The sequence below is a fragment of the Thalassospira lohafexi genome (assembly GCF_002844275.1).
GTDB lineage: Bacteria > Pseudomonadota > Alphaproteobacteria > Rhodospirillales > Thalassospiraceae > Thalassospira > Thalassospira lohafexi.
In genome coordinates, this window is record NZ_NXGX01000008.1 from 186,327 (window position 1) to 209,444 (window position 23,118).

Genomic DNA, 23,118 nt, shown 5'->3' on the forward strand with positions numbered 1-23,118 from the left:
ATAAGATCTTTTGGCCGTTTTGCGCCGTATTATCCAATATAAAATAAGGAAGTTTGTTCCTTGATCTTGCAGCGGAACATTCACGGCTTACATGAATTCTGGATAGACAATAAATTAGTCGCCACAAAATGTGCTGCGGCCTTTGAAAGAGACAGGCAATGACCTATCATGGAGTTCATGCAGGAAATAAGGGTTCCGGTAATTAGACGATGACTGAACAGGATAATGACGGCACTGATCTGCCGAATACAGGGATCGTTACCAAAACGCGGCCTAAAACGAAAAAGCCGTCGTTGTACAAGGTACTGTTGTTAAACGACGATTATACTCCGATGGAGTTTGTTGTTCACGTGCTGGAACGGTTTTTCGAGAAGGGTCGGGAAGAAGCTACCGCAATCATGCTTCAGGTCCACCAAAAGGGTGTCGGGGTCTGTGGTGTTTTCACCTACGAAATTGCGGAAACCAAGGTCAATCAGGTCATGGATCTGGCGCGTCAGAACCAGCATCCATTGCAGTGCACCTTAGAGAAGGAGTGACGTATGCTATCGCGCAATCTTGAGGAAAGCCTGCATCGTGCGCTCGCCTATGCGTCTGAGCGTCGGCACGAGTATGCAACGCTCGAACATCTTCTTCTGTCCTTGACCGAGGATCAGGATGCACTTGCCGTTTTAAAAGCCTGCCGGGTTGATGTTGATCGCCTGCGCGCCGACCTTCTGGAGTTCGCCGACAGTGAACTTTCCGGTCTGATCAGTGCGCGCCTTGTCGATCCGAAACCTACTGCTGGGTTCCAGCGTGTTATTCAGCGTGCAGCCATACATGTTCAGTCTTCTGGGCGCGAGGAAGTAACCGGTGCAAATGTACTTGTCGCGCTGTTTTCCGAACGTGAATCGCATGCTGTTTACTACCTGCAGCTTCAGGATATGACTCGGCTTGATGCGGTCAATTATATTTCTCACGGCATCGCCAAGGCGTCTGAGCTCAATGAGCGTCGCATCCCGCGTGGTGCTGACGAAGAAGCCGTATCCGGCCTGTCGCCAGAAGGCGATGAAACCGGACCAGCCGAGGGCGAAGCGCTTAAGGCCTATTGCGTGAACTTGAATGTCAAAGCGCAAAACGGGAAAATTGATCCGCTGATCGGTCGCCAAAGCGAGATCGAGCGTACCATTCAGGTGCTGTGCCGTCGGACGAAAAACAATCCGCTTTATGTCGGGGATCCCGGCGTTGGCAAAACCGCCATCGCAGAGGGATTGGCGCGCCGGATCAATGATGGTGACGTGCCCGAAGTTCTGGCCGATGCGACGATTTTCTCGCTTGATATGGGCGCGCTTCTTGCCGGAACGCGTTATCGCGGTGACTTTGAAGAGCGCCTTAAGGCCGTTGTCAAAGAGCTCGAAGATTACGATGGTGCCGTGCTGTTTATTGATGAAATTCACACTGTCATCGGTGCCGGTGCAACGTCGGGCGGGGCAATGGATGCGTCCAACCTGCTTAAGCCTGCATTGGCAAGTGGGACTCTGCGCTGCATCGGGTCAACGACCTATAAGGAATTCCGGGGTCATTTTGAAAAGGACCGGGCGCTTGTGCGCCGGTTCCAGAAAATTGATGTCGAAGAACCATCCCCGGAAGACACAATCAAAATCCTCAAGGGCCTCAAGCCCTATTACGAGGAGCATCACAAGGTCAAATACACCAACGAAGCCATTCGCTCTGCGGTGGAGCTGGCGTCGCGCTATATCAATGACCGTAAGCGTCCCGACAGTGCGATTGATGTGATTGACGAGGTTGGTGCGTCGCGGATGCTGGTGGCGCCGAGCAAGCGCAAAAAAACCGTCAGCAAACGTGACGTTGAAGAAATCGTCGCCAAGATCGCCCGCATCCCGCCAAAATCGGTTTCGACCGATGATCGCAAGGCGCTTGCCAATCTTGAACGTGACCTGAAAACCGTGGTGTTCGGTCAGGACGGTGCAATTGAATCGGTTGCCAGTGCGATCAAGTTGGCCCGTGCCGGTCTGCGTGAGCCTGAAAAGCCGATTGGCAGTTACCTGTTCTCTGGTCCAACCGGTGTTGGTAAGACCGAGGTCACCAAGCAACTTGCCAATGTCATGGGGATTGAGTTCATTCGCTTTGACATGTCAGAATATATGGAGCGCCACAGCGTTTCACGTTTGATCGGTGCGCCTCCGGGCTATGTTGGCTTTGATCAGGGTGGTTTGTTGACCGATTCTGTTGATCAACATCCGCATGCCGTTGTGCTTCTTGATGAAATTGAAAAAGCCCATCCTGATTTGTTCAACATCCTGTTGCAGGTCATGGACCACGGGAAGCTAACCGATAATAACGGCAAAACCGTTGATTTCCGAAATGTCGTGTTGGTCATGACAACCAATGCTGGCGCGTCCGATATGGCCAAGCCGCCAATCGGGTTTAAGCGTGAAATGCGTATTGGTGAGGATGAAGAGGCAATCAAGCGCACCTTCAGCCCGGAATTCCGCAACCGTCTTGATGCGGTCATTCCATTCGCCAATCTGAAAGCCGATGTCGTCAAAATGGTGGTCGATAAGTTCATTCTGCAGCTTGAAGTCCAGCTTGAAGACCGGAATGTTTCCATTGAGCTTACCGAAGCAGCCCGAACATGGCTGGCAGAACGCGGCTATGACATTGCCTTTGGTGCGCGTCCTCTTGGCCGGGTCATTCAGGAGCACGTCAAGAAACCGCTGGCTGAGGAGCTTCTGTTTGGCAAGCTTTCAAAAGGTGGTGCTGTGCTGGTCGATATAGAAGATGACGCTGTTGTCTTTAAGTATCCGGATGGTGCGTCGGGCGGTAAGCTTCAGGAAAAAGATCCTGAGTTAGCTGATTGATAAGCTGAATAAGTCTTTTTGTGCTTGTTGTTAATGAATGGCAGGTTACGTTGGTGCCCGGGATACGAGCCCGGGTACCAATTTATAAAGACGCCAAAATAAAATGAACCAATCTACCCAAAGAAAATATCGCGATCAGGTCGAAGAGTTCCTGTCTCGGCTTGAGCATCGTGCACGCATACTGGTTGCGTTGGCCGAAGAGCTCGAGCGTCAAGCTAGTAAATCTGATGTTACGGGGTATCGCCCGTTTCGCGAAGAGGTTGATAACTTCAAGGCGCTGTCACTGGTGATCTCGGAGCGTTTTGCCAAGCTTGAAAAGCATCCCAAAAAAGAAGAGTTAGAAGAGCAGTTTCATAAGCTTCAAGTCGTGATGCTGCGCATTGTGATTAAAACCAGTCTGAAATTCTTCTTTGTTATGAGTGCAAAGACTGTGCTGCCTCTTGGGGCGCGCGAAATGTTTCAAAGCGAACTTCGAACGCTTTATGAGGCAGAGCGCATGATTTCTGATCCGCGTTATATCAGTCAGCTTGATGATTCTGCGCGTGATGATCTCGATACGGCCAAGGAAATCCTCGAAGAAATTATTGAGCACGCGCCAGCTTTGCTCAATTTCGGCGATAGAAAGAAAAAACGGAAGAAGTAACGGGAAGGTTGTCCTCTGGCGATATCAACTTTTGCAGGTATGATGTTCGCAAAATGCAAATGATGAAATTCGCATTTTGCGAATATCTGGGTTGCAAAATGGGAAGATGGCCGTCTGATCTGCATGATGTGGGGCGAAGAGGTGTCTCTAAAACGCTTAAATAGGCGATTTTCTGTGTTGGGTAAAAGTTGGCACGCGTCATGCTTAGGTTGTGTCGGACAGTTGTTCTTTGCAGGGGCGCGTTTCGCGCCTGGAACAACGTAATCTTCTGCAGTTTGCTCGTGTCCCAACCAAACTCAGCGGCGGTTTAATCCGCCGCTTTTTTCTTGTTTAATCTTAATAAACACTAATTTTTTGTTGTTTGTGACAGTCCAAACAACAACCAAGAAATGTGTAATGCTGTCTTTTACGATTTCTCTGTCCTACCTTTTCGCAAAAAGGTTGTATGTAAATAATTTCTTTAGTATAAATACCTATACTTTGAGTTAGTATCTTTCATGCGCTGGCGATTTTGGTTTAGGAGTGGGGCGATGCAGTCTCTAAAAAATGTGTTTTGTTCGGGAATTATTGCCGCAGGGTTCCTGTGTCTACCGCAAGTTTCCTTTGCCAAATCGGAACTCCCCGGCGATCCATCGGAACTTATTACGGACAAGTTTATTCAGGACGCGCGTGAATGGCTTGCCAACCCGGTTGTCTCTTTATCGATCAACTCTCAGAACCGCCTACGAAAAGATTTGACGCAGGAAAAGATCGATGCTGCCGACAAGCAATGGCGTGAAGAGCGTGAAGCCGAAGATCAGCCTCTCGTAGCAGCAATCGTTACCAATCCGCTCTCTGGCTATCTGACACAGGTCCAGGCAAGGTCGGGCGGCTTGCTTGCTGAAATTTTTGTCATGGACGCTGTCGGTCTGAATGTGGGGCAGAGCTCCATCACCTCAGATTTCTGGCAGGGTGACGAAGCGAAGTTCCAGAACACATTCCCGAATGGACCTGACGCCGTCTTTATTGATGAGGCGGAATATAATGAAGACTCTGACACTTGGCGCTCGCAGCTCAGCATGACCATGAGCAACGAAGAGCGTCAACCAATCGGGGCTGTGACCATCGAAGTCAATCTGAACGAACTTGCGCGTCGCAGTGGCCAGTAGGGAGAAGTGTGATGAATTTTTTCAAGAACCTTTCCATTCCAGCAAAACTGACAACCTGTTTTGCCGTGATGATTGCAGTTATTCTAATGGTTGCTGCTGCGGGCATATTTGCGACCATGAAGGTCCAGGGCGCAAACGAACAGCGTGATTACTTGTCTGAGTTCGAGCGCGATTACCGCGGCCTTGACCGCTCATACCTTCAAGCGCGTCAGGAACTTATTTACTTTCTGACCACTGGTGACCGTGAAGGCTTGAAAGGGTACGAGGAATCGCTTCAGGAAATCGATATCCGAACAGATGTTCTCAAAGGCTATGGAGCCATAAACCCTGAAGTCGCCAACTTGATAGAACAGATGGACAGGGCAATTGATCGGTGGGAAGAAATCGCCGCCGAGCAGGCCAAGCTGATGCGTCATTATTTAACCGTCAACCATGCGCGCGCGATTGAGGCATCCGGTGAGCCCCGTGCTTTGGCAGACGAGGTCAGCATGCTTGCTGATGAGTTGGCAAAAAACATTGATCAACTCGTCCTCGATGTTGAAGCACAGGTCGCACAGGCGATGAATATTTTCCAGATCACATTGGGCGTCGGGGTGATTTTGTTGATCGCGATGGCCGGTTTGTTCGGCGGGACATTGTCACGCATGATTGCAACGCCAATCCGCAAAATGACAGACGCTATGGGCAGCTTGGCGTCCGGTAATCTTGATATCGAAATCCTTGATATGAAACGGGCCGACGAAGTTGGCGCGATGGCCAAGTCTCTCGAAGTCTTCCGTGAAAATGCCCGCGAACGGGCGCGTATGGCCGAGCAGGAAAAAGTCGAAGCCGAACGTCAAATTGAACGCAGCAAGCGTATGGGCGTTCTGGCAGCTGGCTTTGACGAGAAAATCCAAGACGTCCTGACGTCCGTGAATAAAGCACTGGATGAAGTACGCTCTGCGTCCGAAACCTTGTCGTCCCATGCTGTGCGGGCTAATCATGATGCGCAGAATGTCTCGGAACAGGCAGAGGAATCCTCAACCAATCTAGAAACAGTTGCGTCGGCGACGGCACAGCTATCGGCATCGATCTCCGAGATTTCGGCGCAAATCTCCCGGGTTACTGAAATCACGCAGATGGCCGTTGATGAAACCGAACGCACCAACGAACGCGTCGCGAAGCTCAACGATGCCGCGCAAAGTGTGGGTGAGGTGGTTAACCTGATTAGCGATATTGCGGACCAAACCAACCTGCTGGCACTGAATGCAACCATTGAATCTGCCCGTGCCGGTGAAGCCGGCAAAGGATTTGCTGTTGTTGCCGGTGAGGTGAAAAACCTCGCATCACAAACCGTTAAGGCCACAGAGCAAATCACGGCAAAAATTTCTGAAATGCAAAGTGAAACCGGTGCCGCGTCCGAAGCCGTGCGTGGATTTGCTGATACCATTCACAAAATCGATGAACTGATGTCGGTGGTTGCCAGCGCCGTCGAAGAACAAGGGGCTGCAACCGAGGAAATCTCACGCAGTGTCGAGGGAGCAGCCAATGGGAATAACGCAATTACTGATGCCGTTAAAAACGTTGCAGATGCCACAACGGAAAGCGGGGATCTATCCAACGGTCAGCTTGACAGTGTCGGTCGATTGGCAGCTGCCAACGACGAGTTGCGAAGCCATGTAACCGGTTTCCTCGACGACGTTCGAACCGTTTAACGATTCATCTGTTTAATGCAATGACGGCCAGAAAAGCTTGACGAACAGACTGCTGGTCAAGGCTCCTTACAACCCCCGTCATATTTTGGCGGGGGTTGTTTTTCCCTTTTACTAGGTGTTAAGTACGGTTGGAGTGGAAGGTTTTCGCACACATTCTACCTTTAATCTTGCCTCTATCCAGAACCACGACTTATGGCCGTGTGGTCGCCCAATCCATAATACGAGTCTCTTCGAGAACAAAAAAACAGTCCCCGGAAACGAGAACTGTTTTTCTGATCATTCATTTGGTCGATACGCTGCCACGGTCAAAGCAACAGTGAACGGTGCTGACGAAGGGCCCGTTAAAGCATGTCGCGTTTGGTGTGTGAATTTGCCACTTCGTGGGTGCCGACCAGTTCGGCCTGATGCCGGGTAAGGATATCCTTGGCCCGATTTTCCGTTGGTTCATCAGGTGTTTTGGCCCAAAGCAACAACCCGCCCTGATCAAGGGCATCTTGCAATTCAGTGGAATATCGTTTTCCGATAATTGCGGCAATGACACCGCCTGCGGCGGCACCAACACCACTGGCACCGATGATGGCTGAAATGGTCAGGGCAATCGGTCCACCTGCCGCAATCACAGCCCCCGCGGCGCCAAATGCTGCGGCATACATTGGAGCGCCAACAAGGGCACCTTCGGCATTGCCGATCGGGGTCGGTGTCGTATAGGCCAGCGGCGGCATGTTCGGGTCGTTGTCGATGTCTTCGGCCTTACGGTAAATGTGGCCGAGCTTGTCTTCGATGGTGTGTTCGGTTGTCAGCAGGCTGAGGTCTGTTTGCGCGAAGCCCGCAGAACCAAGGTCTTCTGTTGCATGTTGCAGAGCAGAGAGATCGTGAAAAACACCAACGGTTTCCCGACGGGGATTGAGAATGGTCATCGTGGCCTCCTTTATTCTGAAAGGCTCCTTTGTGACCAACGTGCTGGTGTGTCGATTGGTTCCAAGACTTTTCCACGACGTAAAACGGCCTAAAAACGAAAACGGCACCCAAATGGGGTGCCGTTGATGGAGTGTTTTGCTGGACTACCTATCGTTCGGTGATCTTGAACTCGATACGCCGGTTGCGGCGGTAGGCGATTTCGTCATCCCGGTTATCAAGGGGTTGGTATTCACCAAACCCGGCGGCAACCAAACGGTTGGGGGGAACACCCTGGTCGATCAGGAACTTGACCACCGAAATCGCACGCGCTGCTGACAGTTCCCAGTTCGATGCGAATTGCAGGTTGCGGATTGGCACTTTGTCGGTGTGGCCATCGACCCGCATCACCCAGTCGATATCATCAGGGATGTCAGCGGAGATGGTCTTGAGCGTCTCGCCAAGTTTCGCCAGCTGTTCCTGACCGCCTTCGCCAAGATCAGCCGAGCCAGAACCAAACAGGACCTCGGACTGGAACACAAAGCGGTCGCCAACAACCCGGATGTCCTGACGGTCGCCCAGAACTTCGCGCAGGCGGCCAAAGAATTCCGAACGATAGCGCTGCAATTCGGCAACCTTGGTCGCAAGAGCCGCGTTCAGGCGCTGCCCAAGGTTTACAATCTGCGCTTCCTTATCGGCATTTTCGATTTCGGCAGCCTCAAGGGCGGCTTCGATTTTTTGCAGTTGCTGACGCAGGGCAAGCATCTGCTGATTAAGGGCTGCGACCTGTGCCTTGGCCTCGGTGCTGAGTTTCTTTTCCGTTTCAAGGGCGGCTGCACGCGATGCCAGAAGGGCGGACAGTTCGGCGATCCGGGCGTCCTGATCTTCGATCTTTTCGTTCTTGCTTTCGCGGATCTCGTTCAGCTCGGCATCCTTGTCTTCAATCGATGCCAGCGCTGCGAGCAGTTTCTTTTCAATGTCGTCAGCCGAAAGCTGCGCATCGGCAAGTTGGCTGGCAAGAGTTGCAGCACGTGATTTCAGGTCGTCGCGCTGGTCACTGGTGTTGGAAAGCTCGGTCGTGAGCTGGGTCAACTCCAGTTCCATGCGCTGATTGTTGCCACGCTCAAGCGACAGAAGGTTGGTAAGCTCGTTGACCTGTGCGGTAAGGTCACTGAGCGCTTCATCACGGCCTGATAGAGCAGCACCAAGGTACACCTGCGCAATAACAAAGATCATCAGAAGGAAGATGATCACCATCAGAAGCGTTGCAAGCGCATCAACAAAGCCCGGCCAAGTGTTTACATCGCGATTACGACGGCGCGAAAGCCCGATCATGCGATCAGCCCTCCTCGGCGATGGCGGCGATGGTCCGGGCCAGAAGTTTGATTTCGCTTCTGATTTCCTGTGTCGATTGCTGACGGCCCATGGTCAGTTCTTCGCCAATACGGCCAAGCTGGCTATCAAGGGACCGGATGTGGGCGCGGGTATTATCATCAATGCCAAAGCTACCCATTTTCATCGAATCCGCAAGTTGATCGAGAACGGGTTTGAGGTGCATCTGGTTTTCTGCCAGTTTGACCATCAATTGCTGTTCGGCTTTCATCTGATCGGTGAGCGTTGACAACTTGTCGGCCAGATCAATCAGGGTGTTATGGCTTTTGATCTGGGAACTTTCCGACCGCTGGATCGAGTTTTGCAACCCTTCCATGTTGTCGGCCATCTGTTCGATCAGGGCCGAAAGATATGCTGGAACAGACTGTTCACCATCACCGACAGCACTTCCCGATCCAAGACGGGTAAAGCTTGAAAGCCATTCTTCAAGATCGTTGAAGAAACGGTTTTGTGCCTGACCGGCCTGCATGTCCAAAAGACCAAGGGCAAGCGATCCGGCAAGGCCAAACAGGGAAGATGAAAACGCTGTGCCCATGCCGCCAAGTGGCTCAGCAAGACCATTTTTAAGTTCGGAGAACCAAAGATCCATGTTGGACCCGCCGCCGACATTGACGTCACTGATGACGCCGGCAACCGAATTCACTGTTTGCAGAAGGCCCCAGAAGGTGCCGAGCAGGCCAAGGAAAACAAGCAAGCCAACGATGTATCGTGACAGCTCACGGCTTTCATCCAGACGCGAACGGATGGAATCAAGGATTGTCCGGGTCGACATGGTCGAGAGTTGCGGGCGATCACGGCGTTGTTCGGTCATCATGCTGGCCATCGGGGCGAGCAGTCTTGGCGGAACCTGCGATGTCAGGCCAGGGCGGTTACGGCGGAAATCTTCGATCCAGGTGACTTCCGGGGCCAGACTTGCGGCCATGCGGAATGTATAGATAACACCCACGAAAAAGACGCCGATAATCAGGCCGTTCAGAACAATATTGGCCATAAAGGCATCAGACAGGGCAGGGTAAAGCAGGGCGCCAACCCCGACAATAATGGCCACAAAAACGGCCATACGTGTCAGATAACTTCCGGGTTTGGTAATGGGCGTAACTGTGCCGGTACCATTGGCCGAATGATTGCTCATAGCGGATTAATCCTAGCGTTGAACGGTTTTGATATCGACGCGGTCTGCCGGGCCGGACGGAACATTCGCACCCAAGGCGCGAACGTCAATGCGTGTGGAACGCACACCCTTGTCGATAAGATAGGAACGGACCTGAAGCGCACGCGACAGCGACAGTCGGCGTGCCTTTGAGGCATTTGCACTGTCGCCTTCGGCGTATGCCTGCAGCTGAATACGCAGGCTGTCGTCGTTGCTCATGGCGGCAATGACCTGATTAAGCTCGCTTTGGGCGGCACTGGTCAGTTCAAAGCTGTCACTGGCAAAGCCAAGGCTGTATTCGCCTGCACCGGTTGAGGTGCTTGGGGCGGGGGCTTTTGTGGCTGGTGGAAGCGATGCTTCCTCAGCCGCCGGTGCAGCAGCGGGTGCAGGTTTTGGTTTAGGCTTGGGTGCTGCCGGTGCGACTTCTGCCATCTGGGCTGGCTGAGACGTCGTATCGGGCGCAGATGTCGGTGCAACCGGAATTTCTGATCCACTGCCAATCGGCTCAACCACCGGTGCTGAGGGGGCCTCTGCTGCCTTGCTTTCGGCACTCGGAAGCGGCGGCGCCTTTGGCGGTTCAACCATGGTGGTTTCTGTTGTCGGTGCGGCCGGCGCGCTTGCTGTCTCGGTCATGGTCGAAGCCGCCGGAGCCGCCGGAGCAGGTTTGGTCAGTGGCGTTGGCGCAGTGCCAGAAGATGAGGTGGATGAAGAGGGTGCTGCTGCGACTGTTGTCGGCGCTGCGGGTTTGGTCCGCGGCGCTGCGGTTGCCTCGGGCTGGCGCAGGGCGATTGTCTGGTTCGCACCGTCATCCATTGAGGGTGACATGGCGGTATCAGAAACACCGGGCACACCATAGAACTGTGACTGACTTGGGACGGCATTACCGCCAGCACCGTCAATCACGACAGTTTCAAAACCACCGTCATATGAACCATTCCCTGCGGATGAGAACTGGTCATTGGCAAGGAAAGCTGATTGCGGGCGGGTTTCGGGATAGATCAAATCACCGCCCGGCATGACAATATGCTCACGCGATACCGTGGGGGAGAGATATTGCGGAACAGTTGTCTGTCCGCCATATCCGTCGGCAACGTCCCAGTTGACCTGTACGTTGCTGTCTACAGAAACGGGGGAGTATTGTTGTGCGGAAGCATTGCCGCCGAAGAACGCGCTGGATCCGAGTGCCGTCATTAACGCCAGCACCGAAATCTTGGAATACCCCATCAAATCGCAGGCCCCTTAATACCCTGTGTTTGAAACCGTCTTGTATAACGTTTTTCTATTTCACACAGTTTTGTGTCGATCGTTAGGCACCCGATAATTATTATCGAATGCCCCCCCTGTTGTCTGGTTGCCTCGCATCGGGCGACGGCGTGCAGTACCATGCACCATAACTTAGAGCCAGGTAATGGACAACCGCTTTGACGGCAAAAGAAAAAGGGCCCCTTCGACAAAATGCGAAGGAGCCCTTTCAAAAAACGGTAATAAAAGCCGACAGTTAGTCGGTAACTGCTTTTTTAAGTGCCTTGGCGAGAACCGGCTGGATATAGTCGTTAGCAGCGACGACACTGCCCGTACCCAGCATGTTGGTGCCACCTTTGGCATCGCGGACATAGCCACCGGCTTCTGAAATGAGAATAAGACCCGCCGCAATATCCCACGCGTTGATGTGCGATTCCCAGTAACCGTCATAACGGCCAGCCGCAACATATGCCATATCAAGCGATGCGGCACCCATGCGACGTACGCCAGCGCAACGGTCCATGACCGTGTGCAGCTGTTTTTCGAAAACGGCATGGTCGCCGTGGCCAATATGGGGAACGCCACAGGCCAGAACGCATTCATTCAGGCGACGACGGCCCGAAACACGCAGGCGACGGTTATCAAGAAATGCACCAACGCCTTTTTCCGCCCAGAAGAATTCATCCTTGGCGACGTCATAAATGATGCCGGCAATGATTTCATCACCCTTCTGAAGGGCAACGGAAATGGCAAAATGCGGAATGCCATGCAGGAAGTTGGTGGTGCCATCAAGCGGATCAATGATCCAGCGATGTTCAGGGTCGGACCCCTTGATTTCACCGCCTTCTTCAAGCAGGAAGCCGTATCCGGGGCGGGAGCGTTCAAGCTCTTCGCGCAGGCGTTTTTCGGCACGAAGATCAGCCGAAGATACGAAATCTGCCGGGCCTTTCATCGAAACCTGAAGGTTCTCGACTTCACCGAAGTCGCGTTTTAGTCCATAGGCAGCCTTTTCGACGGCCTTGAACATGACGTTGATATTTGCTGAACGACGGGCGGCGCCTCGCACGGCATATCTCCCGGAATTTGAATTGAAAGGAGGGTCGGGACCCATTCCATTCATATGGATGGGCCCAATCCTTAAACCAGAGGACGGGAAAAGTCCTTAATCCTTGGCACGCTCAAGATAGGTGCCTTCGACAGTGTTCACGACGATGCGCGTACCCGATTCAATATGCGGGGGCACCATCACACGAACACCGTTTTCAAGGACGGCCGGTTTGAAAGAAGAAGACTGGGTCTGACCTTTTACCACGGCATCTGCTTCAACAATTTTGAAGACAACATGCTCGGGCAGGGTTACGGCAAGCGGCTCATCTTCGAATGATTCGATGGTAACAACCATGTTATCCTGAAGATAAACAGCAGGCTCGCCAACAAGGTCGGCGTTTACTGTGATCTGTTCGAACGTTTCGCTGTCCATAAAGGTGATCATGTCACCATCAGCGAACAGATAGGTGTATTCTTTCTGCTCAAGACGAACGCGCTCAACGGTTTCCGATGCACGGAAACGCTCGTTCAGCTTGGTGCCGCTACGAATATCTTTAAGTTCAACCTGGTTAAAAGCACCGCCTTTACCTGGTTTGACAGCCTGACATTTTACCGCACGCCACAGGGCACCTTTATGTTCGATAAGGTTACCCGGACGGATTTCGTTGCCGTTGATTTTCATGGCACCAACCGTTCTTTCAGATCACAGATTCACAATGTAATAGGGGGCACTTGCCCCATTTAAGAGGCGTTAACTACCAGTTTGCTGTCTGTGCTGCAAGCAGATTGAACAGGGGTGGCGCGCATAACTCCCCATCGTTCACGCATGGCTACCGGCAAATATTTGTCCGCCCAGCTGTTTTTACGGTTCGCGGATTATTCGATGTCGGTTGCGATGATTGCTGCCTTGATCGCCCGTGCACCGGCCTCAGGGCCATCCGCGTGGTTCCAGACACCGCCTGTGACCGCGACAAAGTCTGCGCCAGCCATAACGATTGGCGCCAGATTTTCCGCCGTAATACCACCAATCGCAACGCAGGGCACGGTGGTAAATGTCGTCCAGATTTCAAGAATTTCTGGCGTGACGCTGGTTTTGGCTTCTTTGGTCTCGGTCGGGTAAAACGCGCCAAAGGCAACGTAATCAGCCCCTTTTTCACCAAGTTCCATTGCCCGATGGCGACTGTCATAGCACGACACACCAACAATGTGTTCTTCGCCCATGATGGCGCGCGCCTCGTCATAACTGACGTCGTCCTCGCCGACATGCACACCGTCACATCCCGATTTTTTGGCAATGTCGGGCCGGTCATTGAGAATAAGCGGAATGTCGAGGCCGTTACACAAGGGCAAAATCGCATCGATTGCCTTGCGGATTTCGTCATCGCCAACATCTTTCAGGCGCAATTGCAGGCAATCGACCGCACCGGTATCAAGAACCGACTTCAGCTTTTCCGTAAAGCTGGGAAGTTCGATTTTCGGCGGGGTCAGAAGGTAAAGACCGGCATGTTCGTCTGCGTTCACGATGATAATTCCTGATGATTTCCTGTCAGTTATGTAACCTCTGACACGGCGTTTGGCAATTGATACTAGTCTGTCAGATGTTGCCGCAACCGGCGGTCCAATTCATGATCGGGCAGGACGTCATCTCCCATCTCATAGATCGAACTGTCTTTGGGAAGGTCGAGGGCGACGTGGCAATTTGACTGTGCGCCAAGGTCGGACAACCGGTCAAATTGCGAAGGTGTATCCGGTTCGACAATCACACCATTAAGGCCGGTTTCAATGGCCGCCAGGGCACCCGATACCCGCCCGCGACAATCGAGGATTGCCTTGAAATCCGCGTTTGGAAATTCCTGACGTACCTGATCAACAACAGCGCCAAACCAACCAGCCCCAAGCGACATCGCGGCATTTGACGGCGACAGCAGCGTAAAGGGTACGCTTGCCATCACCCGGCAGGCGACACGGGCCCCGGCAATACCGTGAATGCGAATGATCAGATCAGCGTGTGATGATGCCATGGCGATATGGTTTTAAGGCCGCCTTATGAGGATGTGCGCGCGATATAGACGGTATTGATGTCTTCGCGGTCCATGACCGGATGCTTGAAGGTAATCACCTCGGCCCGGATGCTGTCAAAGGCGGATTTCAGGTTTGCTTCAAACCACGGCTCGGGCATTTCGGTCGACCAAAGGGCAAAAATTCCGCCCGGCACAAGATGGCGTGCCAGTCGTTTGAGGCCATCTTCGGTATACAGCCGCGCGTGATCGGGATGCAAAACGTTCGACGGTGAATGGTCAACGTCCAAAAGGATGGCGTCATGTTTAACGTCCGGCTCGGCCGGGTTCATGCCCGGTGTTTCGGAGAAGGAGGCGGCAAAGAAATCGCCATGCACCAGCGCACAGCGCGGATCATGTGCAAGTTGCTCGCCAAGGGGCAGCAACCCTTCCTGATGCCATTCGATAACTTCGTTTAACGTATCAAGAACCGCAAGTTTGCCGGTCTTTGGGTTATCAAGGGCGGCCTTGGCGGTATAGCCCAGACCAAGCCCCCCAACCACGACATTTAAATTATTTCGGTCAAGCTCGGCCAACCCAAGGTCGGCGAGTGCCACCTCGGCATCGGTAAACAGGCTCGACATCAGATATTCGTCATCCAGCTTGATTTCATAAACATCGATTTCAAGGCTGAGTTCACGCCGCCTGCGCAGGCTGAGCACCCCCATCGGGGTTGGCCGGTAATCAAGTTCTTTGAACAAAAGGCTCACGGTGGGCTCCTGTGCGCTTGGTTGGGCGTGTCGTCATTTTGGACGGGCAGGGATTGCTCAGCTGTGCCGTGCTGCCCCGGAAAAGAAAAGTGCCCGAAGTGATACATACTTCGGGCACTTTGCAAAATCATCAATCAGATAATCTGATCAGATATGCTTACAGGAACTTCGACATGGCAACAGCGGTGTCGCTCATACGGTTCGAGAAGCCCCATTCGTTGTCATACCACGACAGGATACGCACAAAGTTGCCACCGATGACCTGAGTCTGGGTGACGTCAAAGGTCGAGCTGTTCGGATTGTGATTGAAATCAATCGATACCAGCGGTTCGTCGCAGACGCCAAGAACACCTTTAAGCGGGCCGTTAGCAGCTTCTTTGATCGCAGCATTGATTTCATCAACGGTGGTGTCGCGACCTGCTACAAAGGTCAGATCGATCATCGAGACATTCGGGGTCGGAACACGTACCGAAGTACCGTCAAGTTTGCCGTTCAGTTCCGGCAGAACAAGACCAACAGCCTTTGCCGCACCGGTCGAGGTCGGGATCATCGAAAGCGATGCCGAACGCGCACGGCGCATGTCTTTATGCAGGCTGTCCACGGTGTTCTGGTCGCCGGTAAAGGCGTGAACAGTGGTCATGAAGCCCTTGGTGATGCCAACGGTCTTGTTCAAAACGTCGGCAACAGGTGCAAGGCAGTTGGTGGTGCAGGATGCGTTTGAAACAATCACGTCACTGGCAGACAGGCTGTCGCTGTTAACGCCGTAAACAACGGTTTTGATATCACCCTTTGCCGGGGCGGAAATCAGAACGCGTTTGGCACCTGCGGTCAGGTGTTTGCCAGCACCCGCTTCGTCAAGGAAGATACCGGTGCATTCAAATGCGATGTCAACATTCAGTGCTGCCCAAGGCAGGTTCGCCGGATCACGTTCAGAGCAAACCTTGATCGCCTTGCCGTCGATGACGAGGTTTTCGCCTTCGGCTTTGACGTCATTGGCAAGAACGCCATGAACAGAATCATATTTCAGAAGATGTGCGTTGGTGGACACGTCACCCAGGTCGTTGATGGCAACAACTTCAACATCGGTGCGGCCGCTTTCAACGATTGAGCGCAGAACAAGACGGCCGATACGACCAAAACCATTAATCGCTACGCGAATAGCCATTCATCCCTCCAAAATTATACTGATTGCTACCTGGGGATATCAATCACGACTTGGGGCTTAAACCCAAAGAAAAAAGGCCGGATCGGCATATTACCGATCCGGCCCTCTGAATTAAACCAGTTCCTTGGCCGCTTTGACCAATGCCTCGGCAGTGATGCCGAAATGCTCATACAGAACCGGAGCCGGTGCAGAAGCACCAAATCCATGCATGCCGATAACCTTGCCGGTATCGCCAACATATTTTTCCCAACCAAACACCGAAAGGGCTTCGATGGCAACGCGCGGTGCGCTGCCCAGAACGTCCTTGCGGTATTCCGGTGACTGGGCGTCAAACAGTTCCCAGCTTGGCAGCGAAACCACAACAGCATTAATGCCGTCGGCTTTCAGCTTGGCCTGAGCGTCAACTGCGATTTCAACTTCGGAACCCGTCGCGATCAGGGTAACCTGACGATCACCTTCACAATCGGAAATCACATAACCGCCACGTGCGACAAGGTTGTCTTCGCGGTATTCGGTACGAAGGGTCGGCAGGTTCTGACGGGTGAGGGCCAGAACGGTCGGGCCGGTTTCGTTGGTGATTGCCATTGCCCATGCTTCTGCGGTCTCAACCGCGTCACCCGGACGGATGACAGTGACGTTCGGCATTGCGCGCAGCGAAGCAACGTGTTCGACCGGCTGATGGGTCGGGCCGTCTTCGCCAAGACCGATGGAGTCGTGGGTCATGACGTAAACAACGCGCTGGTTCATCAGGGCGGACAAACGGATCGCCGGGCGGCAGTAATCGGTGAAGACCAAGAAGGTCCCGCCATAGGGCAGAACGCCGCCATGCAGGGCCAAACCATTCATGGCTGCGGCCATGCCGTGTTCACGGATACCGTAATAGATGTAGCCACCTTCATAACCACCGTCGGCGGTGATCGGGGCCTGAACGCTGGTCTTGGTGTTGTTCGAACCGGTCAGGTCGGCAGAACCGCCGATCATTTCCGGGATCGCTTTGGTCAGAACTTCAAGAACGTTCTCGGACGCCTTACGGGTGGCGACCTTCGGCTGATCTGCTGTGATCTGCTTTTTATAGTCGTTAAACGCTTCGATCCAGTTTTCCGGAAGCTTGCCTTCGATGCGGCGCTCGAACTCGTCTTTCAGAGCGGCATCAAGACCTTCGAAGCGACCTCCCCAAGCATTGAAGTCGTCCGCACCGCGTGCACCAGCAGCGGTCCATGCGTCACGCACGTCAGCAGGGATATCAAACGGCTCAGACGTCCAACCGAGTTTTTTGCGTGCACCAGCAAGTTCTTCGGCACCAAGTGGGGAGCCGTGCGTTGCCGAGGTGCCACCCTTGGTCGGGGCGCCAAAACCGATTTCGGTTTTACAGGCGATCATCGACGGGGTGTTGGTGGTTTTTGCTTTGGCAATCGCTGCTTCGATGGCAGCCGGGTTGTGACCGTCAATCGACTGAACATCCCAGCCAGCTGCTTCAAAGCGCTTGGTGTGATCTTCAGACGTCGAAAGCGATGTCGGGCCATCAATGGAAATGCCGTTGTCATCAAACAGGACGATCAGTTTCGACAGTTTCATGTGGCCAGCCATCGAAATGGCTTCTTGGGAAATACCTTCCATCAGGCAACCGTCGCCTGCAATCACATAGGTAAAGTGATCGACAACGTCATTGCCATAACGGGCATTCATGATGCGTTCGCCAAGGGCGAAACCAACCGAGGTCGCAATGCCCTGACCCAGCGGGCCAGTGGTGGTTTCAATGCCTTCGCCGTGGCCAAATTCAGGGTGACCGGCCGTGCGCGAGCCCATCTGACGGAAATTCTTGATCTGATCAAGATCGAAATCTTCGTATCCGGTCAGGTGCAGAAGCGAATACAGAAGCATCGAACCGTGACCTGCAGACAGGATGAAACGGTCGCGGTCTGGCCAGTTCGGGTGCTTTGGATCGAACTTCAAGAATTTGGTGTAAAGAACAGTCGCAACATCTGCCATGCCCATCGGCATGCCCGGATGTCCCGAGTTTGCTTTTTCGACAGCGTCGGCCGAAAGGAAGCGGATGGCATTGGCCATGCGATTGTGTTCTGCTTGCGTCGTCATGTGATGCGGTTCCTGGGGGTTTCGCGGTCGGGCGATGAAAACACTTAAATACGGTTATTCAAACATTAACGGAATTCGCGCGGAAGATGCCCTTATGGGCGCCATTCGTCAACCGCTTCTGTCAAAAAACGACGCCGATTACCTTAAATCCGGCTAATGGATATTCTCGTGGTGCATTGCTTTCGTGCAGCATGTTGACGTTGGCGCGATTGAGGCACTATGTTTTCAGAGGTTTACCGTCATTGTGTTGGAATGATTGATTTTGCGTCCGCATGTTCTTGGTGGCGCAGAAAAGTTGATCAATGCAATGATCGCGGATACTTCGGCCATTTTCATGACATCATCGGTTGGCTTTATGGTCGATTATGATGATTCGCCGCAGATCATATCGGTCTGTCGCCCTCGAAACGTATAATATCGGGTAGGAATTTATGTCGCGGTTGCAACAGGCAAGTGATCGGCTGAAGACAGCATTGGACAGTCTTGATACCGCCGTGGAGTCGGTGCTGGATCAGGATGGTAAGGACCAGTCATCTGACGTGCAGGAAGTCGAAGCATTGCGCAGTCAGCTTTCAGCGCTTCGTGCGGATTACGACAAGCTTACCCATACCACTGAAACCGTTTCGGCACGGCTTGATGGCGCGGTTGACCAGCTAAAACTCGTTCTTTCAGAAGAACCCGTCAAGGAGCAGGCATAACCCATGGCACAGGTTTCCATTCGCATTAACGGCCGCAGTTATGACATCGCGTGCGATGACGGTCAGGAAGAACGCATCCATTCTTTGGCAAATTATGTCGATGAACGGGTTAAGGAAATCTCTGGCGCGGTCGGCCAGATCGGTGAACAGCGTTTGCTGGTGATGACAAGTTTGCTGATTGCCGATGAACTGGGTGATGCCCATGAGCAATTGCGTGCGCCAAAACCAGAACAGCCAACCGTTGCCGAGCCGGGAAGTCTTTCGGCTGCTGAAAGCGACGCGCTGGCGGAAAATATTGAAAATATGGCCGGTCGGATCGAAGGCATCGCCGCAAAGCTGATCAAGGATTGATTAGTCTGTTACGGGCAGGGCTGGGCCATTGTTGTGCTTTGTAAATTGCCAAAGTGTGGTGCAAAGGCCGGGTATGGGCCTGACAAAGACGGGGCCTTGGCAAAGGACGAATTCTCAAGGCACTTGAAATTACCCCAATCGAGGACTAAGTTCCGTTCGCTGACCCGTTTGCGATGCGCCGTTCGCGGTGATCAAGAACGACAGCATTAAGGGAGCTGCCCTGTGCGTCAGGTTCGCTAATTCCCGGGGCCGATGCTCATTTCTCTAGGGAGCTGTCCCTGTCGAGGCCGTGGTCTCGTTAAACGGCGCCCACCTGCACACGCAGGTCACGAGGAATTACCATATGACCAACGGCAGTGTGGCTCCCGCTTTATTTATTGAAGATATCTGAACATATCCCGTCTCCTTTACGTAATGCAGTTGCGGTGCGTCCCGGGTTTGGGTGCTGCCCTTAAAAAGCATGTCCGCATTCTGGTCATGTGAAGAAACACAGGAAATAATATGCGTTTACTCCATCTCGGCGATGTTCTGGGTCAGAGCGGTCGTATAGCTGCCTTGGAAGCATTGCCGATGCTCCGCGATCGTTTGTCTGTTGATGTCGCGGTGGTGAATGTCGAAAACGCAGCCCATGGTTTTGGCGTTACGGCCAAAATCTGCAAGGAATTCTATGATGCTGGTGCGGATGTTCTGACCACAGGCAATCATGTCTGGGATCAGCGCGAGATCATTGCCTATATCGACGAGGATGAAAAACTTCTGCGTCCCTGGAACTTCCCGGATGGTACACCTGGGAAGGGGGACTACGTTGTAAAAACCCGATCAGGCAAGAAAGTCTGCGTGATCAACATGATGGGCCGTTTGTTTATGGATCCGATGTCGTGCCCATTCCAGGGCGCGAATAAGCTGTTTTCCAAGCATAAGCTTGGCAAAAACGTTGATGCCATCATCCTTGATTTTCATGCGGAAACCACATCGGAAAAGATGGCGTTTGGGCATCATTGTGACGGACGTGCATCACTCGTTTTGGGCACGCATACGCATGTGCCAACAGCTGACGCGCAGATCCTGCCAAATGGTACAGGCTATCAAACCGATGTTGGCATGTGCGGTGATTTTGATTCGGTCATCGGCATGAAAAAAGAAACCTCGGTCCGCAAATTCCTGACCAAAATGCCATCCGGTCGGTTCGAACCAGCAGAAGGCCCGGCGACTGTTTGCGGTGTTTTTGTTGAAACCGACAATAACACCGGATTGGCCAAACGCATTGAATCGGTCCGGATCGGCGGACGACTAAAAGGCAGCTGGCCAAGCGCCTAGCCATCAAGATTAAATTGATCTGAGAATCTCAAAGGCCCGCCAAGTAAGGCGGGCCTTTGTTTTTAATGTTTGACGTCTGATCGGTGATCAGGCGGCACGGTCGCGGGCCTGCTGACGCAGATCTTCAAGAATGTTGGTGATGCGGTTGCGCATTTCACTGACTTTCTCGGATGCGACCTTGGATGTGGTTAGAACTTCGCCAGACAACTGACCGGTTTTACCCGTCTCGTTGGCAACCTCGGTGATGGATGCTGATACCGAACGGGTTCTGTCCGCTGCACCACGCACATTTCGCGTGATCTCGTCGGTTGCGGCACCCTGTTCTTCGACAGCTGCTGAAATCGTGGTGGCGATTTCATTGAGGCTGGCAATGATCGTTCCAATATCACCGATGGCTGTCACCGACTCACCTGTTGCCTTCTGGATGCCGGAAATCTGACCGGCGATTTCTTCGGTCGCCTTTTCGGTCTGATTGGCAAGGTTTTTAACCTCGGCGGCGACAACGGCAAAGCCTTTGCCAGCATCACCCGCACGGGCGGCCTCAATCGTTGCGTTCAGTGCCAGAAGGTTGGTCTGCTCGGCAATGTCGGTAATTAGCGCAATAACCTCGCCAATACGACCGGCCGATTGCGACAGGCTGTGTACCAGTTCGTTGGTATGCTGTGCACGTTGAGAAGCTTCGTTCGAGATACGCGTCGTCTCTGCCATCTGGCGATTAATCTCGGCGTTGGATGCCGAAAGTTGCTCGGTTGCGGCGGCGACCGTTTCAACGTTGCCGGTGGCTTCCTGTGCCGATGTTGCGACATCTTCGCTCTGAGTTGATACCAGTTCGGCACTGTGGGTCATCTGACCCGAAACACCCTGTAGCTGATCGGCAAGGGTGGCGATTTCATTGACCGCTGTTTCGACTTCATCCTGAAGTGTATCAGCCAGACCAAGAAGCTCGTCGCGCAGCGCTTCATTGCGTTCACGGTTAAGGTGCTCTTCTTCGGCCTGCATATCGCGGACCTTGATCGCATTCTCCTTAAACACATCAACAGCGCGTCCCATAGCGGAAATTTCGTCATGCCCTTTGGACGGAACTTCGACGTCAAGATCACCATCCGCCAGCGAAACCATGGTTTTCTGCAAACCGGCCAAACGACGCAAAAGGTTGCCACGCACATAGACGACAAAGATCAGTAACGGGATAAGGATTGCTGCGGCACCAACCCCGTACATGACATAGGTACTTTGGGTGTTGAGTGTGTTTGCATCACCCGCAGCCCGATCAACACCGGTTTGAAGGGCCTCGACCATCGCATTGACGCCATTTTCCATGGCGGTTGCGTATTCTGCAGTATGAACAACGGCAGCGGCCTGTTCTTCGGATAGTTCAAGTTCGCGCATCCGTAATGCTGGGATGCTTGCATCCCCAACAGTCAGCTCACGAATATCCTTGATCAGACCAAGATAAAACTTCTGAAGTTTCTTGTTTTCAAGGCCATTGATGGTTTTTTCGGCTTGATCAATTGTGCCACGGATCTGAACGCTAGTGATTTTTAGGCGCGTCGAGTCACTTGATGACGCAGTGCTCAAAATTGTGTTGGTTATTTCCCCGCCAAGACGCGCCAATTCGAGGATCGGCGCACGGTCGCTGAGCGTTGTATCAAGCGTAAACAGCAGATCTTTGCTTTGGGTCAGCTGATCAGGTGTCAGATAATTGCCGCTTTTGCGCAGTTCTTCGACCTGAGCTGCAACAGTGGAAATTTGATTTTGTGACATCGATGTCAATGGTTTGATCATTGATGCAAAGCGACCGCTCAGCTGCTGGAACTGATCAAGCTTGTCGGAAATTTCAGCAGCAACTTCAAAGCGGTTCAGGGTTTTTTGGTGCAGCTCTTCCAAGCCACCGGCAAGATCCTGGCCGCTTTTTTCGATATGTGACAGGGATTCAGGTGACATCCCTGATTGCGCGAGTTTCTCAAGCTTTTCACGCAAGCCATCGAGCAACATGTCGAGTTCGATTTTGACAACCTGCTCTTCGGACGGTGTTGAGGCCGCAACAATCCGCGGTGCGGATGCGACGATCTTTACGCTTTCGGTTGCCAGTTGCTGAGCGGTGAACATTGGTGGCAGTTGTTCATAGGCAATCTCGTCAAGTCGAGTGCCAAATTTATTAAATGAAAATACGGAAACGGCTGCTGCCAATACAGCAATAAGGCCAACCAGAAAAAAGGCACCCGCCAGTTTTTCGCGTACGCCCAATCCCGATTTTCCCGCCGCTTTCGGCGCAGACGGCTTGTTGCCGCGTTTTATATTCAATCCCATTATTTGGTATCCCCATAGACGAATAAGCCGGGTGCCGACACATTGCTGCATCGACGCACGTTGTACGGGTCTCTCAGATGAAACTTCCCGGGAATGCCGCTTTCGGAGGACATCTGTTCTGCCAGTGTGTGGGGCGGCAGTTCAGATGAGGAAAGGTGGCTTATGTTATTGTTATTAGACAAAGCTATAGCATAGCCTTTGCAACACAAGCACGAGTTTTTCCCCTTAGTCCTACGTATAGGTTGTTTGTGCGCTGCCGCTCAATGCCAAGAGTAGGGGGAACAAACTGGACATAAAAAAAGGCCCGCCATCTCGGCGGGCCTTTCGTCAGGATCACAAAGCAGCTTT

The 23,118-nt window shown here is 52.8% G+C and carries 20 protein-coding genes and 1 other RNA gene; 9 read left to right on the forward strand and 12 right to left on the reverse strand.

The window, feature by feature from the left end; all coding sequences use genetic code 11:
• Nucleotides 1–209: 209 nt before the first annotated feature.
• The 5 genes from clpS (at nt 210) to COO92_RS18735 (ending at nt 6,343) form a co-directional block, all read left to right on the forward strand.
• Nucleotides 210–536: an ATP-dependent Clp protease adapter ClpS gene (gene clpS / locus COO92_RS18715; RefSeq protein WP_022730317.1), complete on the forward strand. Its 327-nt coding sequence runs from the start codon at nt 210–212 to the stop codon at nt 534–536.
• Between the two features lie 3 nt (nt 537–539).
• Complete coding sequence (clpA, locus tag COO92_RS18720; RefSeq protein WP_101304500.1) at nt 540–2,858, forward strand: ATP-dependent Clp protease ATP-binding subunit ClpA; 2,319 nt, start codon at nt 540–542, stop codon at nt 2,856–2,858.
• A gap of 103 nt (nt 2,859–2,961) precedes the next feature.
• Nucleotides 2,962–3,501, forward strand: coding sequence for a hypothetical protein (locus tag COO92_RS18725; RefSeq protein WP_101304501.1), 540 nt, complete (start codon nt 2,962–2,964; stop codon nt 3,499–3,501).
• 530 nt (nt 3,502–4,031) lie between these two features.
• A complete protein-coding gene (locus COO92_RS18730) occupies nt 4,032–4,649 on the forward strand; it encodes a hypothetical protein (protein ID WP_101304502.1) in 618 nt (205 codons plus the stop codon).
• An 11-nt stretch (nt 4,650–4,660) separates the two neighbouring features.
• The gene (locus tag COO92_RS18735) at nt 4,661–6,343 is read left to right on the forward strand and encodes a methyl-accepting chemotaxis protein (protein ID WP_101304503.1); all 1,683 of its coding nucleotides are present in this window, start codon (nt 4,661–4,663) and stop codon (nt 6,341–6,343) included.
• 341 nt (nt 6,344–6,684) lie between these two features.
• Here the strand turns inward: COO92_RS18735 and COO92_RS18740 are convergent, their stop codons facing one another.
• The 11 genes from COO92_RS18740 to tkt form a co-directional block, all read right to left on the reverse strand.
• Complete coding sequence (locus COO92_RS18740) at nt 6,685–7,260, reverse strand: hypothetical protein (RefSeq protein WP_101304504.1); 576 nt, start codon at nt 7,258–7,260, stop codon at nt 6,685–6,687.
• A gap of 148 nt (nt 7,261–7,408) precedes the next feature.
• Complete coding sequence (locus tag COO92_RS18745) at nt 7,409–8,572, reverse strand: peptidoglycan -binding protein (protein WP_101304505.1); 1,164 nt, start codon at nt 8,570–8,572, stop codon at nt 7,409–7,411.
• A 4-nt stretch (nt 8,573–8,576) separates the two neighbouring features.
• A complete protein-coding gene (locus tag COO92_RS18750; protein ID WP_101304506.1) occupies nt 8,577–9,761 on the reverse strand; it encodes a flagellar motor protein MotA in 1,185 nt (394 codons plus the stop codon).
• Nucleotides 9,762–9,773: 12 nt separating this feature from the next.
• On the reverse strand, nt 9,774–11,003 hold the full coding sequence (locus COO92_RS18755) for an OmpA family protein (protein ID WP_240626518.1): 1,230 nt from the start codon (nt 11,001–11,003) through the stop codon (nt 9,774–9,776).
• 274 nt (nt 11,004–11,277) lie between these two features.
• Entirely contained in the window at nt 11,278–12,087 is an 810-nt protein-coding gene (locus COO92_RS18760) for an inositol monophosphatase family protein (protein ID WP_022730327.1), read from the reverse strand.
• Between the two features lie 96 nt (nt 12,088–12,183).
• The gene (efp, locus tag COO92_RS18765) at nt 12,184–12,750 is read right to left on the reverse strand and encodes an elongation factor P (RefSeq protein ID WP_022730328.1); all 567 of its coding nucleotides are present in this window, start codon (nt 12,748–12,750) and stop codon (nt 12,184–12,186) included.
• A 194-nt stretch (nt 12,751–12,944) separates the two neighbouring features.
• Entirely contained in the window at nt 12,945–13,589 is a 645-nt protein-coding gene (thiE, locus tag COO92_RS18770) for a thiamine phosphate synthase (RefSeq protein WP_165792402.1), read from the reverse strand.
• A 65-nt stretch (nt 13,590–13,654) separates the two neighbouring features.
• Nucleotides 13,655–14,089, reverse strand: coding sequence for a hypothetical protein (locus tag COO92_RS18775; RefSeq protein ID WP_101304509.1), 435 nt, complete (start codon nt 14,087–14,089; stop codon nt 13,655–13,657).
• A 23-nt stretch (nt 14,090–14,112) separates the two neighbouring features.
• The gene (locus tag COO92_RS18780; protein WP_101304510.1) at nt 14,113–14,835 is read right to left on the reverse strand and encodes a polyamine aminopropyltransferase; all 723 of its coding nucleotides are present in this window, start codon (nt 14,833–14,835) and stop codon (nt 14,113–14,115) included.
• Nucleotides 14,836–14,992: 157 nt separating this feature from the next.
• Nucleotides 14,993–16,000 (reverse strand): type I glyceraldehyde-3-phosphate dehydrogenase, encoded by a 1,008-nt coding sequence (gene gap, locus COO92_RS18785; RefSeq protein ID WP_101304511.1) that lies wholly within the window; start codon nt 15,998–16,000, stop codon nt 14,993–14,995.
• A 111-nt stretch (nt 16,001–16,111) separates the two neighbouring features.
• Nucleotides 16,112–18,094, reverse strand: a complete 1,983-nt coding sequence (gene tkt / locus COO92_RS18790; protein ID WP_101304512.1) for a transketolase — start codon at nt 18,092–18,094, stop codon at nt 16,112–16,114.
• Nucleotides 18,095–18,525: 431 nt separating this feature from the next.
• On the opposite strand from tkt, the gene COO92_RS18795 reads away from it, so the two are divergent.
• From COO92_RS18795 to COO92_RS18810, 4 genes are all read left to right on the forward strand, one after another.
• On the forward strand, nt 18,526–18,792 hold the full coding sequence (locus tag COO92_RS18795; protein ID WP_101304513.1) for a DUF4164 family protein: 267 nt from the start codon (nt 18,526–18,528) through the stop codon (nt 18,790–18,792).
• Between the two features lie 3 nt (nt 18,793–18,795).
• Nucleotides 18,796–19,143, forward strand: coding sequence for a cell division protein ZapA (locus COO92_RS18800; protein WP_101304514.1), 348 nt, complete (start codon nt 18,796–18,798; stop codon nt 19,141–19,143).
• 209 nt (nt 19,144–19,352) lie between these two features.
• Nucleotides 19,353–19,512, forward strand: a non-coding RNA gene (gene ssrS / locus COO92_RS18805) — 6S RNA.
• Between the two features lie 132 nt (nt 19,513–19,644).
• A complete protein-coding gene (locus tag COO92_RS18810) occupies nt 19,645–20,460 on the forward strand; it encodes a TIGR00282 family metallophosphoesterase (protein ID WP_101304515.1) in 816 nt (271 codons plus the stop codon).
• A gap of 87 nt (nt 20,461–20,547) precedes the next feature.
• Here COO92_RS18810 and COO92_RS18815 read toward each other — a convergent pair whose 3' ends face one another.
• The gene (locus tag COO92_RS18815) at nt 20,548–22,770 is read right to left on the reverse strand and encodes a methyl-accepting chemotaxis protein (protein WP_101304516.1); all 2,223 of its coding nucleotides are present in this window, start codon (nt 22,768–22,770) and stop codon (nt 20,548–20,550) included.
• Nucleotides 22,771–23,118: the final 348 nt, after the last annotated feature.

Coding starts and splice junctions, on each gene's coding strand:
- clpS (WP_022730317.1), top strand. CDS start 210: ATGACTGAACAGGATAATGACGGCACTGATCTGCCGAATACAGGGATC.
- clpA (WP_101304500.1), top strand. CDS start 540: ATGCTATCGCGCAATCTTGAGGAAAGCCTGCATCGTGCGCTCGCCTAT.
- COO92_RS18725 (WP_101304501.1), top strand. CDS start 2,962: ATGAACCAATCTACCCAAAGAAAATATCGCGATCAGGTCGAAGAGTTC.
- COO92_RS18730 (WP_101304502.1), top strand. CDS start 4,032: ATGCAGTCTCTAAAAAATGTGTTTTGTTCGGGAATTATTGCCGCAGGG.
- COO92_RS18735 (WP_101304503.1), top strand. CDS start 4,661: ATGAATTTTTTCAAGAACCTTTCCATTCCAGCAAAACTGACAACCTGT.
- COO92_RS18740 (WP_101304504.1), bottom strand. CDS start 7,260: ATGACCATTCTCAATCCCCGTCGGGAAACCGTTGGTGTTTTTCACGAT.
- COO92_RS18745 (WP_101304505.1), bottom strand. CDS start 8,572: ATGATCGGGCTTTCGCGCCGTCGTAATCGCGATGTAAACACTTGGCCG.
- COO92_RS18750 (WP_101304506.1), bottom strand. CDS start 9,761: ATGAGCAATCATTCGGCCAATGGTACCGGCACAGTTACGCCCATTACC.
- COO92_RS18755 (WP_240626518.1), bottom strand. CDS start 11,003: ATGGGGTATTCCAAGATTTCGGTGCTGGCGTTAATGACGGCACTCGGA.
- efp (WP_022730328.1), bottom strand. CDS start 12,750: ATGAAAATCAACGGCAACGAAATCCGTCCGGGTAACCTTATCGAACAT.
- COO92_RS18775 (WP_101304509.1), bottom strand. CDS start 14,089: ATGGCATCATCACACGCTGATCTGATCATTCGCATTCACGGTATTGCC.
- gap (WP_101304511.1), bottom strand. CDS start 16,000: ATGGCTATTCGCGTAGCGATTAATGGTTTTGGTCGTATCGGCCGTCTT.
- tkt (WP_101304512.1), bottom strand. CDS start 18,094: ATGACGACGCAAGCAGAACACAATCGCATGGCCAATGCCATCCGCTTC.
- COO92_RS18795 (WP_101304513.1), top strand. CDS start 18,526: ATGTCGCGGTTGCAACAGGCAAGTGATCGGCTGAAGACAGCATTGGAC.
- COO92_RS18800 (WP_101304514.1), top strand. CDS start 18,796: ATGGCACAGGTTTCCATTCGCATTAACGGCCGCAGTTATGACATCGCG.
- COO92_RS18810 (WP_101304515.1), top strand. CDS start 19,645: ATGCGTTTACTCCATCTCGGCGATGTTCTGGGTCAGAGCGGTCGTATA.
- COO92_RS18815 (WP_101304516.1), bottom strand. CDS start 22,770: ATGGGATTGAATATAAAACGCGGCAACAAGCCGTCTGCGCCGAAAGCG.